The organism is Bacillus sp. S4, from assembly GCF_040838205.1.
Lineage (GTDB): Bacteria > Bacillota > Bacilli > Bacillales > Bacillaceae_G > Bacillus_A > Bacillus_A cereus_U.
On the sequence record NZ_JBFPJI010000302.1, the window covers coordinates 1 to 3,836 of the forward strand.

The window sequence follows — 3,836 nt, forward strand, 5'->3', positions numbered from 1 at the left end:
GAAAAACATCGAGGAAAATAAAGAATCATCCGCTATATTTAGCGGATGATTCTTTATTTTCCCTTGAATAGTTACCATAATTTCCGTTATAGGAAGCGAATTTTTAATATTAGAGCAAACTCCTCCCCATTTGGAGAGAAGTACGATCCGTTCTTAATATTTTTTCTTTTTAAGTCGGTAAAGTCCTGTCAGACTAGCTCCTGCTGCAATGACAATCATAATAATAAAGATGCTTAGAGAAGCAACTTTATTTGGAATCAACTTAGCAAAGTTTGTCCAAAGTAATGCAATGGTTGCTAACCAGACTAATCCTATTAGACTAGTCCAACTCGTTTTTTTTGTCATATTTTACTCACCTCCTATTTCTTAATTGTATCATTTAAAATAAGCAATTTTCTTTGTATTTTTGTATGTATACCGTATTCATGTAAGGTTAACATAATGTCTTATTATCGGTAGCAAGGACAAGGAGGTTCCCTTACTCTCACAAGGGAACCTCCTTTTTTTGTTCTATGGATCTATGCATTTTTTTATACATTCCTAGCCTGGCGCGGTTTTATGGTTCTTGTTTGTTGTTGGATTAGCCGAAAAACTGTATAAAATCTTGCATACTCTTAGCGTGGTTTTTTTCCGAAATGCTGACGGTACCCCATCACCATCAAGCTAAGAAAAGCAAATACCCCAAAACGAAATTTTTATCTCTTGACAGTTATTTATGTGAATTCAGATTATTTTTTCGTTTTGGGGATCAACCTATATTTTAAGTGGATGGGCATGTATAGTGGGACCCTAATACCGAATAATATACTTATTTCCAATAAAAATAAGATACCTCTGTACACCCAATACGGAAAAAATTTTTAGTACATTTATAAATAGCATTGCTCCACCTGCTTAACCTGAACCAACATTTAATTTCTAGAAATACTGCACTGTTTAGTTAATTTGTATCACGTACAATTTTATATTTTGTTATGAAAAGAATGGATAAGATAGTTATGAGTAAGCCACAACATAGTAGAATGTTAGATATAGAAGTGCCAAATGTTAAGCATATAGATACAAAAGCATAAGATAGCGGAACTAAACCGTTCGAAGAGGCATTTACGAAACTCATAACTCTCCCTAGCTTATCTGTTTCACTGTTTTCTTGAATAATAGACACCAGTGGTACATTAATCATAGAAGACATGAAACCCATCATCACAAGTAAAAGGATTCCTTGCCATAAAACATACATTTGACCAAGGAGAGAAAGAAAAATACCAAGAAAAGAAATAAGTATTAGAATAGAAAGACCTCTATTTTTCCTAATATTTAAAAGCCCAATCAATAAAGCGCCTCCTAGCATTCCTCCTTGATAAGAGCTTTGTAAAAAACTGACCTCAACTGCCTTTCCATGTAATACCTCGCTCGCTAATAATGGAATTCCCATAAGTAAAGGGCCAAAGAAGAGGACGTTTATTGTCATTAAAATAAAAAGTATAGATTTTAAAAAAGGCATGTTCCATACATATTGAAAACCTTCTAATAGCTCTTGTCTGGTAGATGCTTGCTTAGAAGACGGTGAAGAATTTTTTTCTTTAATACATAAAGTGAAAGCGGATGTAATTAATAAAAAACAAGCAACGAAGAGAAATAAAACCGAGAAAGAACTAACTGTAATAATCCAGCCGCCTATCATTGGTCCGGCAAACATTGCAACTTGATTGGAAGTTTGAATAAAGGAATTAGATCGAGTTAACATCTCTTTTGGGACTAGAAGAGGAAGAAGAGACTGATTCGCTGGTGAAAAGAAAGCATCCAGAATTCCAAATAGTAGTGCAAAAAACAGTAACGACCATAAATTTAATAGATGTAAATGTAATAAAGTAATCATTACAAAAACCAGTAAAAAACGCGTGAAGCTAGAAACCAACATAATTTTTGAACGTTTAAAGCGATCTGCCCATACACCTCCAACAGTCATTAGGAGGACTCGCGGGATTAGAGTTACCATCATGACAATCCCAAGTGCTGATTCCTGACCTAAAGCTCGAATAACATACCATTGCTCTGCAAATAGGTAGGTTGAAAGAGCAAGAAAAGAAGAGGTACTAGATAACCAAAGAAATAAGAATGCACGATTTTTAAATAATGACATGCTTGTATACTTAGGTTGAACTTGTTGTGATATAAATGGCTCACTCAAAGAATATTCCTCCCCACAAATAATGAATTATAAATCTTCGTTAAAGAGCAGTTGATCAATTTCAAAACCTGTGATTGTAACATAAAAGTTTTTATTAGTATCAGTTTCTGTGGAAGCTGCTAAAGTTTCTTTAACAAGGTTTCTATACTGATTTAAAAACTTTATAAATTGTTCTTCTGTTAATGAGAATTCTGTTTGCATCGAGATACTTGGCCAATCTTCAACATGGGAAGATGTTAAATCGAATGAGGTATCTGGAGCAGTTAATATTCTTGTTTGTGCACGATGTAATACTTCTAAATAGGATTGTCTTGTTGCCTGTTGCGATTCAATGTAGTGAAGTAAGTGATTTGCAGGAATAAAACCACGCGAAACAGCCTGATAGTACTTTAAAATATTCCCTCCCTGTTCTTCTTTTTTTACTAATTGAATGATGTTGTGTTTTTCTAGTTCGCGGAGGTGATAGAGTATTTTTGCGCGAGAAAGATTTAAAAGCTGAGCAAGTTGATGACCTGTATATGGCTTTTCGACTAAGTATATAAGCATTTTTGTACGTAATGGATCGCTTATAACTTTTAATTGTTCATATGTTTCGATAATGGAAATGGCTTTTTGTTTCATTATGCATCATCCTTTTTTTAACCAGTTAAATTTATTTAACTCGATTGTATTACAATTTCAAATAAAAAGAAAGTTAATTTAGAAATTTCTAAATTAAAACAAAGACAGTAGGATTCCATGTAGAGGTCCAACCACACGTCCATCAACTTACAGAACAGGTTGCCCCTAAAACGAAAAAGAGATGGAGAAAACAATAAAAAAGCTTATCATTAAGTGCTAAAAGATAAGCTTTTTTTCTATACTTATTGAATTTTATTGGATTTATTCCATGCTAATTTAGTAATAAAATATTGAATACCAAACAAGATAGTAACAAGTAAAATGAACTTTAAACATACTAACATCCATCCAACAATGTCTTGAGGTAATTGATTATGATATGTAGTGTAGGCTACACCAGTAAAAGATAAAATAAGGGTATAAGATAATTTATCTTTTAATTTTTGTTTTAACTTTTCCTTGTTATCGATTTCTGGTTCGTAAACACCAGCTAAAATGGATCTAATAAAGAAGAATACCATATAACAGATAATGATACCAAGAGCTGTAGCCCATTCTAGAAACGGTCTTTGTAAGTATACGCCCCTTATTATTAAATCTATGAAGGCTAGCAATAAAACCACAATTCCAGATTGGGCCCAAATTTTCATTTCAATTTGCTGAATTCTTTCATCTGAATGTGTACTGAGTGAAAACCAATTTTTTAGTTTTTCCATTCTATTCTTCCTCCCAAAATAATTCATCTAAAGTTTTATCGAGTGATTTAGCTATATCAATGCAAAGCTTTAAAGATGGATTATATTTATTAAGTTCAATAAGACCAATGGTTTGTCGAGTAACATTTACAAGCGCAGCTAATTCTTGTTGAGTTAGCCCCTTTTCTGTTCTTGCAATTTTTATTTTGCTTACTGACATTAAATACACCCCGTTTGTAAAGATAATCTTTATAATTCGCATCTTATATTCTATATATTAAATTATATACAGGATAAATGCAATATATATTTTGCATTAAGACGTATAT

The 3,836-nt window shown here is 32.5% G+C and carries 5 protein-coding genes; all 5 read right to left on the reverse strand.

From position 1 onward, the window contains the following. Window positions 1-153: 153 nt before the first annotated feature. The 5 genes from AB3X48_RS18890 to AB3X48_RS18910 all read right to left on the reverse strand — a co-directional run bounded on the left by AB3X48_RS18890 (window position 154) and on the right by AB3X48_RS18910 (window position 3,727). Window positions 154-345 (reverse strand): hypothetical protein, encoded by a 192-nt coding sequence (locus tag AB3X48_RS18890; RefSeq protein WP_088099329.1) that lies wholly within the window; start codon window positions 343-345, stop codon window positions 154-156. A 595-nt stretch (window positions 346-940) separates the two neighbouring features. Further along, window positions 941-2,191: an MFS transporter gene (locus AB3X48_RS18895; protein ID WP_088099328.1), complete on the reverse strand. Its 1,251-nt coding sequence runs from the start codon at window positions 2,189-2,191 to the stop codon at window positions 941-943. A 27-nt stretch (window positions 2,192-2,218) separates the two neighbouring features. Then, the gene (locus AB3X48_RS18900) at window positions 2,219-2,812 is read right to left on the reverse strand and encodes an ArsR/SmtB family transcription factor (protein WP_088099327.1); all 594 of its coding nucleotides are present in this window, start codon (window positions 2,810-2,812) and stop codon (window positions 2,219-2,221) included. Between the two features lie 242 nt (window positions 2,813-3,054). Beyond that, the gene (locus AB3X48_RS18905; RefSeq protein ID WP_133059512.1) at window positions 3,055-3,528 is read right to left on the reverse strand and encodes a DUF6773 family protein; all 474 of its coding nucleotides are present in this window, start codon (window positions 3,526-3,528) and stop codon (window positions 3,055-3,057) included. A 1-nt stretch (window position 3,529) separates the two neighbouring features. Beyond that, window positions 3,530-3,727 (reverse strand): helix-turn-helix transcriptional regulator, encoded by a 198-nt coding sequence (locus AB3X48_RS18910; protein WP_367959812.1) that lies wholly within the window; start codon window positions 3,725-3,727, stop codon window positions 3,530-3,532. Window positions 3,728-3,836: the final 109 nt, after the last annotated feature.